Genomic DNA, 19,266 nt, shown 5'->3' with positions numbered 1-19,266 from the left:
GCATTGCGCCGCCCGGATCAGGCCTGCGCGATGCGCTTGGCGATGTGGTCCAGCGCCTCTTCCACCTGGTCCACCAGGATCAGGCACAGGTCGCCCGGCTGCAGGCGCTCCAGCGCCGTGTCGATCGCCAGGAATTCGCCATGGATTTCCTCGCTGTGGGTGGTGCGACTGGCGCCCACCAGGCCCTGCCGCAGCAACGCCAGCACCTCGCCGTCGGCGCGGCCGCGCTGGCATTGGTCCTGGTACAGCAGCACGTCGTCGAACGCCGCGCCCAGGATCTCGGTCTGCATGCGGATGTCTTCGTCGCGGCGGTCGCCCGCCCCGCTGATGACCACGGAACGGCGCTTGGACGGCATGGCGTCCACGGCGCGCACCAGGGCCTGGATGGCGTCCGGGTTATGGCCGTAGTCGGCGATTACCGTCGCGCCGCGATGGTCGAACACGTTGAAGCGGCCGGGCGCCGTCTGGGCATCGTTGACGAAGGTGGCCAGGCCGCTGCGGACGACGTCCCAGTCCAGGCCCAGCGCCCATGCCGCCGCGATGGACGCCATGGCGTTTTCGACCTGGAACGTGATCGTGCCGTTGCGCGTGAGCGGAATCGCGGCCAGCGGGAAGCGGACCTCGTCGGGGCCCTGCGCCGCCACGATCGCATCGCCGTCGCGGTACACCGAGCGCAAGCCCTGCGCGCGATGCGTCGCAAGCACCGGATGGTTGCGGTCTTCGGCGAAGTAGGTGATCGACCCCGGGCAGCTCGAAGCCATGTCGGCCACGATGGGATCGGCGGCGTTCAGCACCGCCATGCCCGACGGATGCACGTGCTGGACGATGACGCGCTTGACCACCGCCAGGTCTTCGACCGTGCTGATGTAGCCCAGGCCGAGGTGGTCGCCCATGCCGATGTTGGTGACGATGGCGACATTGCAGCGGTCGAAGGCCAGGCCTTCGCGCAGGATGCCGCCGCGTGCGGTCTCGAACACCGCGGCGTCGACGTCCGGATGCATCAGCACGCTGCGGGCGCTGCGCGGGCCGCTGCAGTCGCCGGTGTCGATGCGCAGGTTGTCGATGTAGACGCCGTCCGAATTCGTCATGCCCACGCGGTTGCCCGCCGCGCCCAGCAAATGGGCGGTCAGGCGCACGGTGGTGGTCTTGCCGTTGGTGCCGGCGACGGCCACCACCGGGATGCGGCCGTCGTCGCCGTCCGCGTACATGTTCGCGATGATGGCTTCGCCCACCGCGCGGCCCTTGCCGAACGAGGGGTTCAGGTGCATGCGCAGGCCGGGAGCGGCGTTGACCTCGACCACGCCGCCATGCTGGTCTTCCAGCGGGTACTGGACGGTTTCGGCCACCACGTCCACGCCGCAGATGTCCAGGCCGATCATGCGGGCCGCGGACACCGCGCGCGCCGCCATTTCGGGATGGACTTCGTCGGTCACGTCGGTGGCGGACCCGCCAGTGCTCAGGTTGGCGTTGTTGCGCAGGAAGATCAGGGTGCCGGAAGGCGGCACGGAATCGGCGTCGAATCCCTGTTTCTTCAGCGTCGCCAGGGCGATGTCGTCGAACCGGATCTTGGTGAGCGAGGTGGCGTGGCCGTCGCCGCGCAGCGGATCGGCGTTGACCTGGTCAACCAGCTGGCGGATGGTCTGCTGCCCGTCGCCCGTAACCTGCGGCGGATCGCGGCGCGAGGCCGCGACCAGCGCGCCGCCGACCACCAGCAGGCGGAAGTCGTGGCCCGGGATGTAGCGTTCGACGATCACTTCGGAGCTGATCTCTTCGGCCACTTCAAAGGCCTGGATCACGCGTTCGCGGGTCTCGATGTTGACCGCAACGCCGCGGCCCTGGCTGCCGTCGCGCGGCTTGACGACCACCGGGCCGCCCAGTTCCTGCGCCGCTTCCCATGCCTCTTCGGCGCTGGTTACGGAACGGCCCATCGGCACCGGCACGCCGGCGGCGTCCAGCAGCATCTTGGTCAGGTCCTTGTCCTGTGCAATGGACTCGGAGATGGCGCTGGTGAGGTCGGTTTCCGCGGCCTGGATACGGCGCTGCTTGCTGCCCCAGCCGAACTGCACCATGCTGCCCTGGGTGAGGCGGCGGTAGGGAATGTGGCGGGCGGTGGCGGCGTTCACGATAGAACCGGTGCTGGGGCCCAGGCGCACGTCCTCGTCCAGTTCGCGCAGGCGCTTGAGCGCGTCCGCGATATCGAAGGGCGTGTCATCCAGCGCGGCGCGCACCAGATCCTGCGCCAGCTCCATGGCCAGCTTGCCGACTTCTTCTTCGCTGTATTCCACCACCACCTGAAAAACGCCGGGCTCGATGGTGGAGGCGGTGCGGCCGAAGGTGACGGGGCAGCCGGCATGCGCCTGCATCGTCAGCGCGACGATCTGCAGCACATGGGCGATCGACACCGCGCCCTGGTGGCCTTCGGGGCGCAGCAGGCCCGTCTGCGGCAGCCGCGCGCGCAGGCGGGCTTCGAACTCGGGCAGGTTGTCGATGGAGCATTCGGTGTCGGCGCACGACACGATGGCCTCGATCGCGGTGTTCTTGCTCCACAGATTGGGGCCGCGCAATGCTCGGATACGGGAGACTTCCATGGCAGGTATTCCTGTCGTCTAACGTGCGCGCCCGCGGACTGCCGCGGCGCGCGCGGATATTGTCAGTGTTGCTGAATCCAGCGGCGGACCAGGTCGATGGTGGGGCCGGAGAAGGCCTCGTCGGACTGCAGCAGGACGAAGTCGCCCGGCGCGATGCTGTCCAGCACGCTGGCGATGGCCTTGCCGTGGTCGGGCTCTTCCTGGATGTCCTTGACGCGGCTGCCCTGGGCCAGCCCCTGGCGCAGCAGCGCGCGCGCCTGGCCTTCCGGCCGCTTGCTGCGCACGGTGGCGTCGTCGTAAAGCACCACGCGGTCGAAGGCGTCGCCTAGCAGCCTGCCTTGTTCGATCAGGTCCGCGTCGCGGCGGTCGGCGCCGGCCGAGTAGACGGCGGCGCGCGTGGCCGACGGGAACTGGTCGATGGCGGCGATGAGCGGACGCAACGCCGAAGCGTTGTGCGCATCGTCCACGACGACCGTGCTGCCGTTGCGTTCGAACAGGGTGAATTGCCAGGGAGCGTCCGCCTGGTCGATATCGAAGGTTTCGATGCCGGCGCGGATCAGCTCGACGGGGATGTCCAGCGCCCAGGCCGTGCCCACGGCCGCCAGCACGTTCTCGACCTGGAAGGCCACGCGCCCGCCGTGGGTCAGCGGGATGGCGGCCACGTCGGCCAGCCGTTCTTCCTGCGCGCCTTGCGCCAGCACGATGCTGCCGTCGCGCACGAAGACGGCGCGGCCGTCCTGCGCCAGATGCCCGGCGATGGCGGGCAGGGCGGGGTCGATGCCGAAGAAGATCACGCTGCCGTCGCAGAGTTCGGCCATTTCGACCACCCGCGGATCGCGCGCGTTCAGCACGGCGACGCCGTCGGGCAGAACCACGTCGACCTGCGTGCGGAACACGTTGAACATGCGTTCCGTTTCGTTGATGTCGAAATCGCCCAGGTGGTCGGCGTCGTCGATGTTGGTGACCACGCCCACCTGGCAGCGGTCGTAGGCCAGGCCCTGGCCCAGGATCACGCCGCTGTCGTTTTCGATGACGGCGGCGTCCACGTTGCGGTTCATCAGCAGCCGCGTGCCCGACGCGAAGTCGGCGCGGTCGCCCTTTTGCACCAGGCGGCGGTCCAGGTAGAGGCCTTCGCTGCACGCCAGGCCGGTGCGCTTGCCCGACAGGTGCAGCAGGCGCGCCACCAGACGGGCCACGACGGTCTTGCCGTTGGTGCCGGTCACGCCCACGATGGGGATCCGGCCCGCTTCGCCTTCCGGGAACAGGTGATCGACGATCGCGCGGCCCACCGGGCGCGGCGTGCCGTCGGCAGGTTTCAGGTGCATCAGCAGGCCGGGGCCGGCATTGACTTCGACGATGGCGCCGCGCTGTTCGTCCAGCGGGCGGGTGATGTCCTCGGCCACCAGGTCTACGCCGGCGATGTCCAGGCCGACGATGCGGGCGGCCAGCGTGACGGTGGCCGCGACGCTGGGGTGGACGCGGTCGGTCACGTCGAAGGCAACGTTGCCGCTGCGCTGCACCAGCACGCGCTGGCCTTCGGGCGGCACGCTGTCTTCCGACAGGCCCTGGCGGGCGATTTCCAGCCGGGCGGCGGAATCCAGGCGCACGGGATTGAGCGGATGATTCTCGGTGCGGCCACGGCGCGGATCGGTGTTGATCTGGCTGTCGATCAGTTCGGTGATGGTGGACTTGCCGTCGCCTGTCACCCAGGCCGGCTCGCCGGCCGCGGCGGCGACCATCCGGTCGCCGACGACCAGCAGGCGGTGTTCGTTGCCCAGCACGAAGCGCTCGACGATCACGCCGCTACCTTCGTCCACGGCGACGCGGTAGGCGGAGACCACCTCTTCACGCGTCGTCAGGTTGGTGAACACGCCGCGGCCGTGGTTGCCGTCATAAGGCTTGACGACAACGGGCAGGCCGATGTCCTCGGCGGCATCCCAGGCGTCTTCCTCGCTGTCGACCAGGCGGCCTTCGGGCACCGGCACGCCGCAGGTCGACAGCAGTTCCTTGGTCAGGTCCTTGTCGCGCGAGATGCCTTCTGCGATGGCGCTGGTGCGGTCGGTTTCGGCGGTCCAGATGCGGCGCTGGGCCGAGCCGTAGCCGAACTGGACCAGGTTGCCCTCGAACAGGCGGATATAGGGAATGTCGCGGTCGTCGGCGGCGTCCACGATGCAGGCGGTGCTGGGACCCAGGCAGTGGCGGTCGATCAGGCTGCGCAGCTTCGCGACGGCGGCGGGCACGTCGAACGGACGGTCCTCGATGGCGGCCATGACCAGGTCGCGGGCTTCGTTCAGGGCGCTGCGGGTAACCTGTTCTTGCCAGGCGCGGACGACGACCTTGTAGACGCCGCGGGTGGAGGTTTCGCGGGCCTTGCCGAAACCGCCGCGCAGGCCGGCCAGATTCTGCAATTCAAGGGTGACATGCTCAAGGATGTGGCCGGGCCACGTGCCTTCTTTCAGGCGGGCCAGGAAGCCGCCCCGGACGCCGGGGCTGCAGCGGTGCTCGATCAGGGTCGGCAGCCATTCGGTCAGGCGCTCGTAGAATCCGGGAATCGTATTGGAGGGGTAGTCCTCCAGTTCTCCGATATCCACCCATGCTTCAAGGACCGGGCGATACGTCCAAATGTTCGGGCCGCGCAAAGCCACGACATCGAGAAATTCAATGTCTTTCTTTTTCATGTTTTAATTTACTTGAGAAGCAGGTTGGCACGCGCGGACGCCCCTATGCAAGACCGCGAATTTATTGGGGTTGCGCCTTTAGAATAATGCCAACGAGTGGGGGATCCCAGATATTCCTAATTAGAAAAATCGGCTGATACTATACGACGCCTTCATGGCGTGAACTCGTTGTGTTGTAAGGAAGGGACACGTTTGGCGCCCAGGGCGCCGAACCGGTTGCCGCCTAGTAGGGCAGAGTCCTGGCCCGGTATGCGTTCTAATGAAAAAACCAAACCAGCTTTCCGGCCTTGCCGATGCTTTTCCTGCCCGCTGGCGGGATGAAATCCGCACTGAACTTGCGGATGACGAAACCCTCCTGGCCTGGGTTGAAATAGACCTCGATCAGCGTTTGAAGTTTCATCCGGGCCTGGTCGCGGTCACGGACAAAAGGCTGCTGGCGCGGCATCCCGACGACACGCGCTGGGACTCCTGGCAATATGGCCCCCAATTAAAACTCGGCCTCAGCGACCACGCTGGGGCCGCTGTGCTGGAACTGCACGACGACGCCGCCCGCCTGGCCGTGTGGCGCTTCACGCTGGCCCGCAATCCGGCCGCGCTGCGCCTGCTGGCCCAGTTCGAGACCCAGCAGTCCATCCGTTTGTCCGGCCATCAGGCGCAGGCAGCGGCGGAACGCAGCTGCACCATCTGTAATAGCGTCATCCCGGCAGACGAGGAAGAATGCCCCTCGTGCAATCCGGAACACGCGGCGCCGCCGTCCACCTGGGCGCTGCTGCGGCTGTGGCGTTTCGCCAGACCCTACCGGGGCCCGCTGTTTATCGGTTTCCTGTTGACGCTGCTGGGCACGGCCGCCACCCTGGTGCCGCCGTACCTCACCATGCCCTTGATGGACGACGTGCTGATTCCGTTCCAGAACGGGGCTCCCATTGATTACGGCCTGGTCCGGCTTTACCTGGGCGGGCTCCTGGGATCGGCGATCCTGGCGTGGGGACTGGGCTGGGCGCGGACCTACATCCTGGCCTGGGTCAGCGAACGCATCGGCGCGGACCTGCGCACGACCACCTACGCGCACCTGCAGCAATTGTCGCTGGAGTACTTCGGCGGCAAGCGCACGGGCGACCTGATCTCGCGCATCGGCAGCGAAACCGACCGCATCTGCGTGTTCCTGTCGCTGCATCTGCTGGACTTCGCCACCGACATCCTGATGATCGTCATGACGGCGACCATTCTGGTGACCATCAACCCGTGGCTGGCCCTGGTTACGCTGGTGCCGCTGCCGTTCATCATCTGGATGATCCACGCCGTGCGCGACCGACTGCGCCACGGCTTCGAAAAGGTCGACCGCATCTGGTCCGAGATCACCAACGTGCTGGCCGACACGATTCCCGGCATCCGCGTGGTCAAGGCGTTCGCCCAGGAAAAGCGCGAGGTCGCGCGTTTCCGCGAAGCCAACAACCGCAACCTGGAAGTCAATGACCGCGTCAACACCACGTGGTCGCTGTTTTCGCCCACCGTCACCCTGTTGACCGAAGTGGGCCTGCTGGTGGTGTGGATCTTCGGCATCTGGCAGGTTTCCCAGAAGCAGATCACCGTGGGCGTGCTGGCCGCGTTCCTGGCGTATATCGGGCGCTTCTACATGCGCCTGGATTCCATGAGCCGCATCGTGTCGGTCACGCAGAAGGCGGCGGCCGGCGCCAAGCGCATCTTCGACATCCTGGACCACGTTTCCAGCGTGCCGGAACCGCAGAATCCGGCCAAGCTGCCGCACATCAACGGCCGCATCGAACTGCGCGACGTGGGGTTCCGCTACGGCAACAGGCAGGTCATCCGCGGCCTGAACCTGACCATCGCGCCGGGGGAGATGATCGGTCTGGTGGGACACAGCGGCTCGGGCAAGAGCACGCTGATCAACCTGATCTGTCGCTTCTATGACGTGTCCGAGGGCGCGGTGCTGGTCGACGGCGCCGACATCCGTTCGGTGCGCGTGGCCGACTACCGGAGCCATATCGGGCTGGTGCTGCAGGAGCCGTTCCTGTTCTTCGGCACCATCGCCGAGAACATCGCCTACGGCAAGCCCGACGCCACGCGCGACGAGATCGTGGCCGCGGCGCGCGCGGCCCACGCCCACGAATTCATCCTGCGCCTGCCGCACGGCTACGACTCGCTGGTAGGCGAACGCGGCCAGGCGTTGTCCGGCGGCGAACGCCAGCGCATCTCGATCGCCCGCGCGCTGCTGATCGACCCGCGCATCCTGATCCTGGACGAAGCGACGTCGTCGGTGGACACCACGACCGAAAAGGAAATCCAGAAGGCCCTGGACAACCTCGTGCGCGGCCGCACCACGATCGCCATCGCCCACCGCCTGAGCACGCTGCGCAAGGCCGACCGGCTGGTGGTGCTGGACCGCGGCCAGATCGTGGAGCAGGGGCCGCACGAAGACCTGATGGCCCGCGAGGGCGCCTACTATCGTCTGTACCAGGCGCAAGCGCGGCAGGCTGAAGCCGACGCCCAGGCGTCGGGCAGCGAAGACATGGCCGCCGTGGCCTGACGCCGAAACGGAATCATCGCCATGACCTTGCCGACCTTTCAGTTGCGCCGCAATGCCTTCGGGCGCCTCGAGTTCCAGTCCGCCGATGGCGAAACGCACGAAGGGGTCATCCCGGTGCGCGCCTTTCCGATCAGCGAAGCGGGCCGCGGCCTGTCGCTGGTGACCGGCGACGGGCACGAACTGGTCTGGATCGAGCACCTGTCGGATGTGCCGGCGCCGCAGCGCGAACTCATCGAAGAAGAACTGGCCGGGCGCGAATTCATGCCCGAGATCCGCAAGCTGGCCAGCGTGTCGTCCTACGCCACGCCCAGCACCTGGAAGGTCGAGACCGACCGCGGCCCGACCTCGTTCACGCTGCGCGGCGAAGAAGACATCCGCCGCCTCAGCCCGCAGACGCTGCTGATTGCCGATAACCACGGCATTTTCTATCTGGTGCGCGACATCCAGGCGCTGGACAAGCACAGCCGTAAATTGCTGGACCGGTTTCTTTAAGACACCTTGTATCCGGGCCGCTGTGGGCGTCAGTCTGCCTTGAACGGCGTGTGCGATTCCAGCTCGCCCAGGTAATCCGAGACGGCGGCTGTTTCCTCGTCCAGGAAGTTCTGGATCGCTTCGGCAAAGCCCGGATGCGCGACCCAATGCGCCGACCATGTCGGCGTGGGCAGCAGGCCGCGCGCCATCTTGTGTTCGCCCTGCGCGCCCCCCTCGAAGCGCGCGATGCCATGCGCGATGCAATAGGCGATGGCCTGCATGTAGCAGGTCTCGAAGTGCAGCCCCGGCACGTATTCGGTCGCGCCCCAATAGCGTCCGTACAGCGCGTCGCCCCCTGCGAGGTTGAGCGCCGCGGCCACCGGCAGGCCGTCGCGCTCGGCCAGGATCAGCACGAAAGCGTCGGGTTGGTCGCGGTGCGCGCGCTGGAAAAAATCGCGGCTTAGATAGGGCGGATTGCCGTGGCTGAAATAGGTGCGGCAATAGCATTCATAGAAGAACGCCAGTTCGTCCGCGCCAATGCCGTCGCCGCGCAGCCAGCGGAACGACAGGCCGGCCGCGGCGACCTTCTTGCGGTCCTGCCGGATCTTCTTGCGCTTGTCGTGGCTCATGGCGGCCAGGAACGCATCGAAGTCGGCGTAGCCCGCATTGGTCCAGTGGAACTGCACGCTTTCCCGGATCATGAAGCCCGCTTCGCGCAGCACGCGCACGTCGGCGTCGGCGGGAAACAGCAGGTGCAGCGACGACACCTTGATCTCCTGCGCGAAGGCCACCAGCCCGCGCACCAGCGTTTCGCGGTCTTCGTCGTTCGCCGCCAGCAGCCTCGGCCCCGTTACGGGCGTGAACGGAATGGCCGACAGCAGCTTGGGGTAGTAGCGCATGCCGTGCCGCTGGAAGGCGTCGGCCCAGGCGTAGTCGAACACGTACTCGCCGCGGGAATGCGATTTCAGGTAGAGCGGCGCGGCGGCGGCCAGCGCATCGCCGCGCCACAGCGCCAGGAAATGCGGGGCCCAGCCGGTTTCGCGCGCCGCGCAGCCCGTTTCGTGCAATGCGCAGAGGAACGCGTGGCGCAGAAACGGCTGGTCTCCGGCCAGCGCGTCCCATTGCCGGGCGTCGATGCGGGACAGGTCGGTTTCGATGGTCAGGCGCAGGGAATCCATCGGTGAATGATAAAGTCGTTCGTGAATGCATGGCGGACAGGCCAGCGTAATTCAAGGTTATGCGGGGCCCGCGGGCCGCCAGGAAATCGGAACATCATGGACAGCAGCAATACGGCCCCGGCAGGGCAGGAACATCATCCGGACTGCATGCGCGCGCAGGCGCTCGCGGCCCTGGCCGCCACGGCGTGGCCCGACAAGCTGGCGCGGGTGCGCGCCATCGCGGATGACGCCATGCTGGACTGCCAGCGGGTTTTCGCGCCCATGGACGGCGTGCCCGGCCGCCCGCCGCTGCCTGAACTGGTCGCGCCCGCGCAGGTCAGGCAGCGTTCCATGGCCACGCAGGAAGGGCGCGCGGCGCTGCTGCACGCGCTGGCCCATATCGAATTCAACGCGGTCAACCTTGCGCTGGACATCATGTGGCGTTTTGCAGGCATGCCCGAGGCGTTCTACCGCGACTGGCTGCGCGTTGCGCGCGAAGAGGCCCTGCATTTCGACCTGCTGCGCCGGCGCCTGGACGCGCTGGGCTACGCTTACGGCGATTTTCCCGCGCATAACGGCCTGTGGGATATGGCCGAACGGACGTGCGGCGACCTGCTCGCCCGACTGGCGCTGGTGCCGCGTACGCTGGAAGCCCGGGGGCTGGACGCGTCGCCCATGATCCGCAACAAGCTGGCCGGCGCGGGCGACACGGAAAGCGCGGCCATCGTGGACATCATCCTGCGCGACGAAATCGGCCACGTCGCCATCGGCAACCACTGGTACAAGCAGCAATGCGTGGCGGCGGGCAAGGAGCCCGTGGCCTGCTATGCCGAGCTGGCCAAACGCTATGACGCGCCCCGCCTGCGCGGCCCCTTCAACCTGGAGGCGCGCCGCGCCGCCGGTTTCGACGACGCCGAGCTTGCCGCGCTGCAGGCCGGCTGACCGGAAGACATCACGATGGACATCACGATCGACGCGCTCCTGACCGGCACGGTGCGTCCGCTGGGCGACTCCGGACGCGACAGCGGCATCGACAAGCATCCCGTGCAGGAACGCCTGTGGCTGGGCCCTGAAGGCCTGGGCGGCGACGAACAGGCCGACCGGCGCTTTCATGGCGGCCCCGAGAAGGCGCTGCATCACTACGCCCGCGACCACTATCCCGCGTGGCTCGACGCGCTGGGCGAGCGCGCCGTGCTGCGCGCTCCCGGCGCCTTCGGCGAAAATCTCTCCACGACGGGCATGACGGAAAGCGACGTCTGCGTGGGCGACATCTACCGCGCGGGCACGACGCTGATCCAGGTGTCGCAGGCGCGCCAGCCGTGCTGGAAGCTGGATCACCGCTTCGGCTGCAAGGGCATGGCGGCTCGGGTACAGGCCAGCGGCATGACCGGTTGGTACTACCGCGTGCTGCAGACCGGCTGGCTGGCGGCGGGGGACACGCTGTCCCTGCAGGAGCGGCCGCACCCGCAATGGCCGCTGGCGCGGGTGCAGGAAATCCTGAACCGCCGCGTACTGGACGCGGACCTGCTGCACGCATTGGCGGACCTGCCCGAACTGTCGCCCAACTGGCGCGCGCTTTTCGAAAAGCGCGCCCGCGCTGGCGAAGTCGAAGATTGGACACGGCGCCTCGAAGGCGATGGCGCCATCGCACCTCCCAAGGAATCACAGGCATGAAATCCCTTCTGGCCCGCGCGCTGACCGGCGCCGCGTTGATCCTGCCGGCGTCCGCCGCGCTGGCCGCCGACCCATTCGCCGCCTGCCTGTCGCAGTTGCGCGCGCCCGCCCTGAAGGCCGGCGTGTCGGCAGCGACCTTCGACGCGAATACCGCCAACCTTGCGCCGGACATGGCGGTGATCGGCTTGCTGGACGCCCAGCCCGAATTCAAGACGCCCATCTGGGACTACATGGCGGGCCTGGTGGATGACGAGCGCGTGGCGGACGGGCAGGCCGGCATGGCGCGCTGGCAGGCGGAGCTGGACCGCGCGGCCCAGCGCTATGGCGTGGATCCGGCCACCATCGCGGCGGTGTGGGGCGTGGAAAGCAATTTCGGGCGCACCCTGGGCGGCCGGCCGCTGCTGACGTCGCTGTCCACCCTGTCGTGCTTCGGCCGCCGGCAGGCCTATTTCCGGGGCGAATTCTTCGCCACCCTGAAGATCATCCAGGACGAACACATTGCGCCCGACCGCCTGGTCGGATCCTGGGCGGGCGCGTTCGGCCAGACCCAGTTCATGCCGTCAACCTACCTGCGCCTGGCGGTGGATTTCGATGGCGACGGGCGCCGCGACCTGGTCGACAGCGTGCCGGACGCGCTGGCGTCCACCGCCAACTTCCTCAAGCGTGCCGGCTGGAATCCCGCGCTGGCCTGGGGCTACGAAGTTAGGCTGCCCGCCGGCATGGACACGGCCGGGGCGGGGCGCAAGAACAAGCGGCCGATGTCGTCCTGGGCCCGGCAGGGCGTGACCCGAGCCGACGGGCAGGCTTTGCCTGCCGGCGACTCGCCCGCCGGGCTGCTGCTGCCTGCCGGCCGCAATGGCCCCGCGTTCCTGGTGACGCGCAATTTCGACGCCCTGTACTCCTATAACGCGGCGGAAAGCTACGCGCTGGCGATCGCGCACCTGTCGGACCGGTTGCGGGGCGGCGGGCCGCTGGTCCAGGCCTGGCCGACGGACGACCCGGGCCTGTCCCGGGCGGAACGGCGTGAACTGCAGCGCCTGCTGATCGCCCGCGGCTATGACCTGGGCGAACCCGACGGCATGGTCGGCGCCCGCACCCGTCAGGCCCTGCAGGAGGCGCAGCGGGAGCTGGGGCTGCCGCCCGACGGACGGGCGGGCCAGAAGGCGCTGAAGGCGTTGCGGGCATCGGCGGCATCGCGGCCGGGGGGCTGAGGGCGGAAGGCTGGGCTCCATCAGTCCCGGATTTACAAGTTTTGCAAAGTCGAAGCCTCCAGCAACCCGTATGGCGCGCGCGGCGCTGATCATCGGCCTATACTGGTTTCCCGACTTTTTCAGGAGCGCGGCAATGAGTCTATTGGACACCTTGGCCTCGATGGCCGGCGGCGGTCAGCAAGGCGGATCGGCCTCGCTGCTGCCCGCGCTGATCGAGCAACTGAACAAATACCCGGGCGGCTTGACCGGCCTGATCGCCAGCTTCCAGAAGGGCGGCCTGAGCGAGATCGTGGCCTCCTGGGTGGGCACGGGCCAGAACCTGCCCGTCAGCCCCAGCCAGCTGGGTTCCGTGCTGGACCCCGGCGTGGTGAACGAACTGGCCGCCAAGACGGGGCAGGACAGCAATTCCGTCCTGGATTCCCTGTCGGCGCTGCTGCCGCAGCTGGTCGACAAGGCCACGCCGGAAGGCGCGGTGCAGCCGGACCAGCAATTCAATCCGACCGACCTGCTGGCGTCCCTGTCCGGCATGTTCGGCAACCGCGGATAAATGCAGGGTTCTTTCCTGTCACATCCGCAGTTCCAGTCCCTCAGCCGCCGGCGCCTGCTCCAGGCGCTGGCGCTCGGCGCCCTGGCGCCGTTGGCCGCATGCTCGCCGCCGCTGTCCCTGAACGCCACCTTCCTGCAGCTCTGGCGCAGCCACCTGGACCTGAAGCCCGAAGACTGGCGTCTTCGCCTGCGCGCGTTCCGGCGGCTGGGCTGCCGCGAAATCTTCCTGCAGTGGGTCGGCCTGGAGGGCGGCCGTCCGGACGACTGGATGGCGCCCGATTCGCTGCTGCATACCCTGTTCGACGAGGCCGGGCGTCAGGGCATGGGCATTCATGTGGGGCTGCCCTATGACCAGCGCTGGTGGGACGTGCTGGCCCACGCTGACACGCAGGCGCTGTCCGGCTATCTGGACCAGACGCGCGAGCGCGGCGTTGCCTATATGCGGACAACGGCCTGGAACAAGCGCCGGGCGTTCCGCGGCTGGTATCTGCCGTACGAACTCGAGCAGTACAACTGGGCCTCCCCCGAGCGCCAGGCGCTGCTGATCCCATGGCTGGACGCGTTCTCGCGGGCCGCCCAGGCCACCAGCCGCGGCGTGCCCTGCATCTCCACCTATCACAGCCGCTTGCCGGGCGACGGTTCGCTGATGAAGCTGTGGAGCGGCATCCTGGACCGCGTGCGCATCCATCCCATGATCCAGGACGGGGTGGGCGTGGCCGGCCTGGCCAATCTGCGGGCGCTGGAACCCTTGCACGACATGCTGCTGGCGCGGCGCGCGTCGTTCGACCTGATCCTGGAACTGTTCGAAGAGCTGCCGTCGGGCGCCACCGACGGCTCCACCTTCAAGGCCCGCTCCGCCGAGTTCGACCGCGTGAAGCAGCAATGGGAAGTCGCCCGCGGCTACGGCGCCAAGCGCATCGTGGCGTTCGCGCTGGATCCCTGGGTCATCGACGACACGCCGGAAGCGCGCGCGCTGATGCGCGACTGGATGGATGCGCGCCTCTAAGGCCGCCAGCGGCGTTCAGTTGAAGCTGCGGCCGATGATCTCGAGCATGACTTCGCTGGTGCCGCCGAAGATGCGCAGCGCGCGCGCGTCCACCCAGGCGCGGCCGATGCCGTATTCCGCCATGTAGCCGTAACCGCCATACATCTGGAGCAGGTCGTCCAGGATGCGGCCCTGCATCTCGGTGGCGTTGAGCTTGGCGATGGCGGCCGTGGTGGCGTCCAGTTCGCCTTCCATCTGGCGGGCCAGGCAGTCGTCCAGGAAGACGCGCAGCATGGTGCTCTGGGCCCGCGCGTTGGCCAGTTTGAAGCGCGTGTTCTGGTAGTCGATCACGCGGCGGCCGAAGACCTTGCGGTCGCGGGCGTACTGCGCCGCTTCTTCGAGCATGCCTTCCTGCGACGCGGCAGCGCGCAGGGCGATCGCCAGGCGTTCGCGCGCCAGTTCGCGCGTCATGATCTCGAAGGCCGCGTTCAGCGGCCCCAGCAGGCAATCCGCCGGCACGCGCACATCGTCAAAGTACAGCTCGCAGGTGTCCTGGCTGTGCTGGCCGATCTTGTTCAGCGGGCCGCCCTTGGTGTAGCCGGGCAGGTTCTCTTCCACGCAAAACAAAGACAGGCCACGCGCGCCCAGGTCCGGGTCGGTGCTGGCCAGCACGATGGCCAGTCCGGCGTTCACGCCATTCGTGATGAAGGTCTTCTGGCCATTGAGCACGTAGTGTTCGCCATCCAGCCGCGCGCGCGTGCGCACGGCCTTCAGGTCGCTGCCCGCGCCCGGCTCGGTCAGCGCGATGGCGCCGATGGTCTCGCCGCGCGTCATGGGAGGAAGCCAGCGGTCCTTCTGCGCATCGGTGCCGAAGTTCAGCAGATAGGGCGCCACCATGTCGGAATGGATGGAAAAGCCGATGCCCAGGAAGTTGGCGCGTGCCAGCTCTTCGATCACCACGGCCGAATGCCCGAAGTCGCCGCCCAGTCCGTAGGGGTCAGGCAGCGCGCAGTTGAGCAGGCCTTCTTCGCCGGCGCGCAGCCAGAGCGAGCGCGGGGTCACGCCGGCCTGCTCCCACTCGGCGTAGCGCGGCGCGATCTCGTTGGCGATGAAACGCTTGACCTGGTCGCGGAACAGTTCGTGGTCATCCCGGAATACGCTGCGCATGATGGCTCCTTATTTTTTGTAGGGATCCGTGCCGCTGACCTGGCCGTGCAGCACGGGTGCTTGCGGAGTGCCGGTAAGGAACAGGCTGTAGTGGTCGCCCGGCTGCAGGGCCGGCAGGGGCAGGGTCGGCGATGCCGCCGCGCCGCAGCCCGCGGCCAGCGTCGCGCTGACGGGATTGATGGCGCGCGCGGCCGAGGCGCCGGGTTCGACGTCCTTGAACAGGACGGGGCCCGACGGGCTGACCGACAACTGGCCGGCGGGGCAGTCCGCCGCCAGGTTGTAGAAGCGCAGCTCGGCTTTCAGGGCGTCCTGCGCGCCGCTGCTGTCGTCGATGACGCTGAAGGACAGCCTGCCGCCGTCGCGCCGCGGCACCAGCGTGTTGAAGGTGTCGGGCGCGACCTGCAGGGTGCCGGCGAGCTTGCCGTCGATGCGCACGTCGAAGGACTGGTTGCCCTTGACGATGGCGTAGGTGGTGGCTTGCCTGTCGGGGCCGATCTCCTGGGCCGGCCCTTGGGCGATCTGCGCCTGCAGCGGCTTGACGTGGGGATTGACCACCCGCACGAACGAGGATCCAGCCGGCGGACGCGCGGCGTACAGTTGGGCCAGCACGCCTTCGGCGGCAGCATTGGCGGCGCAGGCCGCCAGGGTCAAGGCGAGGGCGTAGCGATAGCGAGTGCGTGTCATGCTTGCGGTTCCGGGTTCTTGCTGAGGCGCGCTTCCAGGTACAGGCGTTCGAGCTGCTTGCGGTCGGCCTTGTCTGTGCTGGTGGTGGGAAAGCGGTGGCAGGCCACCAGTTCGGAAGGAATCATGTAGGGCGGCAGATGCCGGCCCAGTGTGTGTTTCCAGTCGACCAGGCCGTCCGGCAGCGGCTGCAGGCCGGCGGGCCCGGCCACGGCCGGCTCCACGAAGCCGATCAGCCTGACGATGGCTCCGTCGGGACGGCGCAGCGCCACCGTGGCGCCGGCGCGTGCGCCGGGCAGCGCGGCGATTGCGGCGTCGATCTCGGCCAGCTCGATCCGGTAGCCGTGCAGTTTGATCTGGTCGTCGATGCGGCCGCGGAAGGTGACCAGCCCCTGGGCATCAATCTCGCCAAGGTCGCCGCTGCGGTAACCGCGCTTGCCGTTGCGCGTGAACATGCGCGTGGCGTTCAGGTCGGGGCGGTTCAGGTAGCCCCGCATGACGTGGTCGCCGACGATGTTGATCTCGCCGTTTTCGATGAACACCTCGGCGTAGGGCTTGGCGCGCCCGATCGGGAAGGGGTTCGGCGCGGCGGCGCGCAGGGCCGGGTCGATCTCGACCCAGGTGGTGGAGCAGGTGGCTTCGGTCGGACCATACGAATTGACGATGCGCACCTGCGGGAAGCGCTGCCAGAGTTCTTCCGCCATGGCCGGCGTCAGCGACTCCGCGCCGAAGACAAAGACGCGCAGGTCAGGCAGGTGGGCGTGGTCGAAGTCGGGGTTGAACAGTTGCTGCCGCACGAACGAAGGCGTGGAGGCCCACACGCTGATGCGCGTGGCGGCCAGGTACGAAACGAAGGCGTCGCGCTGTGCGATGGTTTCGCGCGGGCACAGCACGCAGGTCCCGCCCAGCTCCAGCGCGCCCACCCAGTTGAACAGCGAGAAATCGAAGCTGAACAGCATCTGGTCCATGAAGACCGGCGCCGCGCCCAGGTTCAGGCAGTCGCGTATCCAGCCGGCAAAGAGCGCCACGCTCTCGCGGCCGATCTGCACGCCCTTGGGGTCGCCCGTGCTGCCGGACGTGAACATGATGTAGGCCAGTGCCTGTTCGTCGAGCAGGGCGGGATCGCCGCTGGCGGGGACGAAGGCCTGTCCCTGCGCGTCATAGCGCAGGCCCGCCCGCACCAGGTCGCCGATGCGCGCGATGCGTTCGGGCGGGTTGATGACGTCCACCGGCACGAAGGGGATGCCCAGCCGCAGGCAGCCCAGCATGGCCACGAGAAAGGCGGCTTCCTTGTGGCCGGAGATCACCAGGGGTTCGCCTGCGCGTGCGCCCATGGCCACGGCGGCCTGTTCCCATGCCTCGGTGGCGGCGCGCAGCGCGCCCCACGACAGCGCGCCCTGGGCGTCCACCACGGCGATGGCGTCGGCTCCCGCCTGGGCATCGGCGAAGTCGCAGCGATTGAAATCGAAACGCATGGTCCGGCCCTCCAAGGCTCGTGGGTGCGCCTCAGGCGCGGCCGCGCTCCGCGATGAACGCGGCAAGCGTGTGCACCGATTCCAGGTGCACGTCGATCTCGGTCGGGGGGATCTTGCAGCCGAACTCGCGTTCCACCGCCAGCGCCACGTCCACGGCGGCAAGCGAATCGACCAGGCCCGATTCGATCAGCAGGGTGTCGGGGTCGACCTGCGTCAGGATGATGCCTTCGACGATTTGCGCCACTTTGGCTTCGATTGCGTTGATGTCCATGGGATGCTCCGCGACCTGTGCGGTCAGAATTGGAAATAGAGGAACCGGGTTTCCTTGTGCAGGTTGACCAGGCAGAAAATCAGCAGCGCCAGCATGACGGCCATCCAGGCCAGGTTGGGGCGCCAGCGCATGAAGGCCTGCGGGGCCTCCTGCGGCTTGAACAGCGCGGGCGAATAGCGGCCCAGGATCTGGTGCGCGTTGGGCGTGAACCAGGCGATGGACAGCAGCACGACGGCGTAGATCAGCTGCAGGTGATGGCCTACGATAACGCGCCAGGCGTCGCCCCAGGCCAGGCCCGCGACGTGCGCGGACAGGTCCAGCGATTCCATGCCGCGCGCGCCGACCATGCCCTGCACCAGCAGCAGGGCGTCGCCCACGCCGTGCGCGCGGAAGAACGCCTGCGCCACCAGCACGGCGACGAAGGTCACCAGCACGCAGAGCGCGCGCGTGGCGGGGTGCGACTTGCGCGCGGCGGCGGGCTTGCGCCCCACCACGAAGATCCGCCAGGCGTGGTTCACCGACAGGTACATGGCGTGCAGCAGGCCGAACACCACGAACTGGAAGCCCGCGCCGTGCCACACGCCCGCCAGCGTCATCGTGAAGAGCGTCGGCAGTGCGATGCTGCCCGCGAAGCCGCCCAGCGTCTTGAGGCCGGCGGACCCGACCGGCAGGTTGCGCTTTGTGCGCCAGTTGTTCACGGCCACCGCCACCGGGTAGTACAGATAGGCGGTGATGTAGCGCGTCAGTGTCATGTGCCAGCGCGCCCAGAACTCGATGATATTGCCGGCCTTGTAGGGCGAGTTGAAATTCAGCGGGAAGCGGATGCCGAACATCTTGGCCAGGCCCAGGGCCATATCCGAATAGCCCGAGAAGTCGAAATATAGCTGTAGCGCATAGCAGAGGCTGGCGCCCCACGAGCCGAAGAACTGCAGTTCGCCCGGGGCCGCGAAGCCCGCGTCCGCATAGGGCGCGATGCCGTCGGCCAGCAGCACCTTCTTGGCCAGCCCGATCACGAACAGCATCGCGCCCACCGACAGGTTCTCCGCCTTGAACCGGTAATTCTCCGGCTGCGCGAACTGCGGCATCATTTCCTTGTGGTGCAGGATGGGCCCCGCGATCAGGTGCGGGAAGAATGTTACGAACAGGACGTAGCTGAGCAGGCTGCGTTCTTTCACCACGCCCGCCTTGCAGTCCAGCAGATAGCCGATCTGCGTGAACGTGAAGAACGAGATGCCCAGCGGCAGAATGATGTCGTCCGCCGTGGCGCCCGTCATGCCCAGATCGTTCAGGAAATTGAGCAGCGTCGCGAAATACTTGTAGTGGAACAGCAGCGCCAGGTCGGCGCCCACGCCCAGGCCCACGATCAGGCCCTGCAGCCTGGGCCGCGCGGCATAGTGCAGCACCAGCTGGCTGACGACATAGTTGAAGGCGATGGAGCCGGCCAGCAGCACCACGAATTGCGGATTCCACCAGCCGTAGAAGATCACCGACGTCAGGCACAGCCACAGCGCGGCCAGGCGCACATTCAAGGGCCCCAGCGCGTAGTACACGGCCACCGTGACGGGCAGGAAGATCAGCAGGAACAGGTATGAGTTGAATAGCATCTTGGTTCGCTACGGGATGCGGGCCAACAGGGCTTGCTCGTCCGCGGTCAGCGGCAGCGACAGGGCGTTTTCCGAGAACTCCCAGATCACCAGCTTCAAGCTCTTGGGCCATTGCTCGCGCTGTTTCAGCGCCACCAGCAGGGCGCCCGAAAACTGCCCGCCGTCCAGGCTCATGTTCCAGACCTCGCGGCCCAGCCCGATGCCCAGGCGTTC

Annotated in this window: 16 protein-coding genes; 7 read left to right on the top strand and 9 right to left on the bottom strand. The window is 67.6% G+C overall.

The genetic code is table 11. The features are described from left to right. Positions 1–17 precede the first annotated feature (17 nt). Positions 18–2,588 carry a cyanophycin synthetase gene (gene cphA / locus KYC_RS10435; RefSeq protein ID WP_008161757.1) on the bottom strand — a complete coding sequence of 857 codons (2,571 nt, stop codon included), beginning with the start codon at positions 2,586–2,588 and terminating at the stop codon, positions 18–20. 62 nt (positions 2,589–2,650) lie between these two features. Continuing rightward, on the bottom strand, positions 2,651–5,266 hold the full coding sequence (cphA, locus tag KYC_RS10430) for a cyanophycin synthetase (RefSeq protein WP_008161756.1): 2,616 nt from the start codon (positions 5,264–5,266) through the stop codon (positions 2,651–2,653). A gap of 259 nt (positions 5,267–5,525) precedes the next feature. Here cphA (KYC_RS10430) and KYC_RS10425 point away from each other — a divergent pair, with 259 nt between their 5' ends. Beyond that, positions 5,526–7,811, top strand: coding sequence for a cyanophycin metabolism-associated ABC transporter (locus KYC_RS10425; protein WP_008161754.1), 2,286 nt, complete (start codon positions 5,526–5,528; stop codon positions 7,809–7,811). A gap of 21 nt (positions 7,812–7,832) precedes the next feature. Further along, positions 7,833–8,303, top strand: a complete 471-nt coding sequence (locus KYC_RS10420) for a cyanophycin metabolism-associated DUF1854 family protein (protein WP_008161752.1) — start codon at positions 7,833–7,835, stop codon at positions 8,301–8,303. A 29-nt stretch (positions 8,304–8,332) separates the two neighbouring features. Here KYC_RS10420 and KYC_RS10415 read toward each other — a convergent pair whose 3' ends face one another. Next, positions 8,333–9,460: a GNAT family N-acetyltransferase gene (locus KYC_RS10415; protein WP_008161750.1), complete on the bottom strand. Its 1,128-nt coding sequence runs from the start codon at positions 9,458–9,460 to the stop codon at positions 8,333–8,335. Positions 9,461–9,556: 96 nt separating this feature from the next. Here KYC_RS10415 and KYC_RS10410 point away from each other — a divergent pair, with 96 nt between their 5' ends. From KYC_RS10410 to KYC_RS10390, 5 genes are all read left to right on the top strand, one after another. Next, on the top strand, positions 9,557–10,381 hold the full coding sequence (locus tag KYC_RS10410; RefSeq protein WP_008161747.1) for a ferritin-like domain-containing protein: 825 nt from the start codon (positions 9,557–9,559) through the stop codon (positions 10,379–10,381). A gap of 15 nt (positions 10,382–10,396) precedes the next feature. Continuing rightward, the gene (locus KYC_RS10405; RefSeq protein ID WP_008161745.1) at positions 10,397–11,113 is read left to right on the top strand and encodes an MOSC domain-containing protein; all 717 of its coding nucleotides are present in this window, start codon (positions 10,397–10,399) and stop codon (positions 11,111–11,113) included. Beyond that, positions 11,110–12,324, top strand: coding sequence for a lytic murein transglycosylase (locus KYC_RS10400; protein WP_008161743.1), 1,215 nt, complete (start codon positions 11,110–11,112; stop codon positions 12,322–12,324). Before KYC_RS10405 ends, KYC_RS10400 begins: the two co-directional genes overlap by 4 nt. A gap of 133 nt (positions 12,325–12,457) precedes the next feature. Then, positions 12,458–12,871, top strand: a complete 414-nt coding sequence (locus KYC_RS10395) for a YidB family protein (protein ID WP_043518133.1) — start codon at positions 12,458–12,460, stop codon at positions 12,869–12,871. Next, entirely contained in the window at positions 12,872–13,876 is a 1,005-nt protein-coding gene (locus KYC_RS10390; protein ID WP_008161738.1) for a DUF4434 domain-containing protein, read from the top strand. It abuts the gene before it with no gap. Between the two features lie 15 nt (positions 13,877–13,891). Here the strand turns inward: KYC_RS10390 and KYC_RS10385 are convergent, their stop codons facing one another. From KYC_RS10385 to KYC_RS10360, 6 genes are all read right to left on the bottom strand, one after another. Next, positions 13,892–15,022: an acyl-CoA dehydrogenase family protein gene (locus KYC_RS10385; protein ID WP_008161737.1), complete on the bottom strand. Its 1,131-nt coding sequence runs from the start codon at positions 15,020–15,022 to the stop codon at positions 13,892–13,894. Positions 15,023–15,031: 9 nt separating this feature from the next. Further along, positions 15,032–15,706 (bottom strand): alginate O-acetyltransferase AlgF, encoded by a 675-nt coding sequence (locus KYC_RS10380; RefSeq protein ID WP_008161735.1) that lies wholly within the window; start codon positions 15,704–15,706, stop codon positions 15,032–15,034. Continuing rightward, the gene (locus KYC_RS10375; protein WP_008161733.1) at positions 15,703–17,178 is read right to left on the bottom strand and encodes an AMP-binding protein; all 1,476 of its coding nucleotides are present in this window, start codon (positions 17,176–17,178) and stop codon (positions 15,703–15,705) included. Before KYC_RS10375 ends, KYC_RS10380 begins: the two co-directional genes overlap by 4 nt. Before the next feature lie 31 nt (positions 17,179–17,209). Next, on the bottom strand, positions 17,210–17,449 hold the full coding sequence (locus KYC_RS10370; RefSeq protein ID WP_008161732.1) for an acyl carrier protein: 240 nt from the start codon (positions 17,447–17,449) through the stop codon (positions 17,210–17,212). Positions 17,450–17,472: 23 nt separating this feature from the next. Continuing rightward, the gene (locus KYC_RS10365) at positions 17,473–19,053 is read right to left on the bottom strand and encodes an MBOAT family O-acyltransferase (RefSeq protein ID WP_008161731.1); all 1,581 of its coding nucleotides are present in this window, start codon (positions 19,051–19,053) and stop codon (positions 17,473–17,475) included. A gap of 9 nt (positions 19,054–19,062) precedes the next feature. Then, the coding region (locus KYC_RS10360) for an alginate O-acetyltransferase AlgX-related protein (protein ID WP_008161729.1) at positions 19,063–19,266 on the bottom strand (204 nt) is incomplete at its 5' end.

The organism is Achromobacter arsenitoxydans SY8 (genome assembly GCF_000236785.1).
Lineage (GTDB): Bacteria > Pseudomonadota > Gammaproteobacteria > Burkholderiales > Burkholderiaceae_B > Achromobacter > Achromobacter arsenitoxydans.
The sequence above is the reverse complement of the archived record's forward strand: the minus strand, read 5'-3'. Positions and strand labels throughout refer to the sequence as shown.